This is a genomic window from Luteibacter sp., from assembly GCF_051958795.1.
In the GTDB taxonomy this organism is placed as follows: Bacteria; Pseudomonadota; Gammaproteobacteria; order Xanthomonadales; family Rhodanobacteraceae; genus Luteibacter.
The window spans coordinates 1-2,114 of record NZ_JBQCFT010000028.1; the positions used below are offsets into that span (position 1 = coordinate 1).

At 65.5% G+C, this 2,114-nt stretch carries 2 protein-coding genes and 1 pseudogene; all 3 read right to left on the minus strand.

Annotation, left to right across the window (positions count from 1 at the left end; translation table 11 throughout):
• Positions 1 to 687: pseudogene (locus ACTHLF_RS01835) on the minus strand (hypothetical protein); the annotation flags it as partial.
• A gap of 22 nt (positions 688 to 709) precedes the next feature.
• Entirely contained in the window at positions 710 to 1,483 is a 774-nt protein-coding gene (locus ACTHLF_RS01840) for a hypothetical protein (protein WP_440324328.1), read from the minus strand.
• A 255-nt stretch (positions 1,484 to 1,738) separates the two neighbouring features.
• On the minus strand, positions 1,739 to 2,114 hold a 376-nt coding region (locus tag ACTHLF_RS01845), incomplete at its 5' end, for a ribulose-phosphate 3-epimerase (RefSeq protein ID WP_440324330.1).

Here is a 2,114-nt window from a genome sequence, read left to right on the forward strand (position 1 = left end):
CCACCCGGCCAGGGCGACGGCTTCGCGCCCCTGCAGGAAGCGACCCACGCTGAAGCCACTGGCACCGTAGGCCGCATCGCCGCCGTTGATGCCATCGGACATGCGCAGGCCGGCAACGCCATCGATGAAGATGGAGCCGCCAAAGTTCACGGCCCAGGCGATGTCATTGAAGGCACGGTCGAAGCGGTTCTTCGCCCGTGGCGCGGCCACCTTGTCGGCATATTTCGCTTTCAGCTCGGTCCAGTACACATTGGCCTGGGCCATCTCCTCCGGGCTGACACGCTTGTAGGCATCGACGAACGCCGGCTCGAACTCGGGGTTGTGCCGCTCGGCAGCGAGCGCCAGCCAGGCCAGGCCGAGCGCCCGGTTCTGCTGGGCGTGGTCGCCGTTGAAATACATGATGCCGAGTGCGTACTGCGCGGGCTTGTTGGCCCACGCGGCGGCATCCTTCAGGCTCTCGCGGGCGCCGCTGTCGTTGCCGGACCAGAAGTCGCGGGCGGCGTCGCAGTAGTAATAGTCGCCCGGAAGGAACCGCTCGAGCGAGGAAGGACAGAGCTTCAGCGCCTCGCTGATGTCATGGGCCTTCTGGTCGGGGAGCGGCTGGGGCTTCTGGCCGGCCGATGCACTGGACGCGAAGCCCGCTGCGATACAGGCACCGAGGAAAAGCAGGGACTTCGACGTCTTCATGCGTATCTCCGGTTCGTCGGGCTCAGTGCGAAGGCGCCGAGGCGAGTTCGCCGACCGTGCCACCGTAGGTCACTTCGCCCACCGTTACGTGGCCGACCATGCCGTGGAAGTAGTCGTCGTGCATCTTGTCCATCTTGCGGATGAAGGCGAACGCACGCTGGCCACCACCGACACGGGAGCCATGGTTTCCGCCGCCACCTTCGTAGGTGCCGGCTTCACCGCCCTGCGGCGGGCTGATGCCATCGAGGAATACATCGTTGCCGGCGAAATCGGCATCGCGCATATCCTTCATGCCTGCAGTGAAGCGGCGCTCGGCGCGGCGGCCGGCGACGTCATCGGTGTAGTCCTTCTTGAGGTCGCGCCAGTAAGCGTTGGCCTGCTTGCGCTGCTCGGGGTTGAGCTTGGCGAACTCGGCGAGGAAGGCGCGCTCGTAGGCCACGTCGTGGCGCTCGGCGGAGATGGCGAGCCAGGCGACGCCCTTGGCGGGGTCGCGCTCACCGGTATCGCCGTTGAGGTACATCAGGCCGAGGATGTACTGGGCCGGCTTGCTCGCCCAGCGGGCGGCATCCTGCATCCGCGCCTTGGCCGCGAGGGTATCGCCCTTCGCGAAGGCCTGGCTGCCGATGCAGAAGTAGTACTCGCCGGGGAGGAAGGTCTCGACGACCGGGGGGCAGTACGCCGGCGCGGCTTTCAGGGCAGCGCTCGAATCAGCCGAGGGTGAAGGGGCCTGGGCGGCAAAGGCGCTACCCGACAGGAACACGAACGCGGCGGCCGCCGCCGTACGACGCATAGACATGACCGACTCCTTCCGACTGCCGACACGGGTCCCCGTGCCTGGGGTTAAGGCAAAGATTACAGTACTACCGAGTTTGCTTTGTCGTCGTGAAAATTTGTTTATGCGTCAGGGTCAACTACAAAATCCTGCGGCCAGTTGACCGTAGGAGCCCACCCTGTGGGCGACATCTTACGCCTCAGCGCGACGGGCCCTGTTGCTTTGTCGCGAACGGCGTCGCCCACAGGGTGGGCTCCTACGACATCAGCTTTGCCCGGGTCAGCCCTTATCAATTGCCGCATGCATCCGGCGGATGACGTCGGCGTAGTCAGGGGCCGTAAAGATGGCCGAACCGGCCACGAAGGTATCGGCGCCGGCCGCGGCGATCTGGCCGATGTTGTCGGCGTTCACCCCGCCATCGACTTCCAGGCGGATCTTCCGGCCGCTTGCGTCGATGCGCTCGCGGACGTGGCGGATCTTGTCCAGCGCGGAGGGGATGAACTTCTGCCCGCCAAAGCCCGGGTTCACCGACATGATCAGGACCATGTCGATCTTGTCGAGCACGTAATCCAGCCAGTTGAGCGGCGTGGCCGGGTTGAACACCAGGCCGGCTTCGCAGCCCTCGCCCTGGATCAGCTGGATGGTGCGATCGACG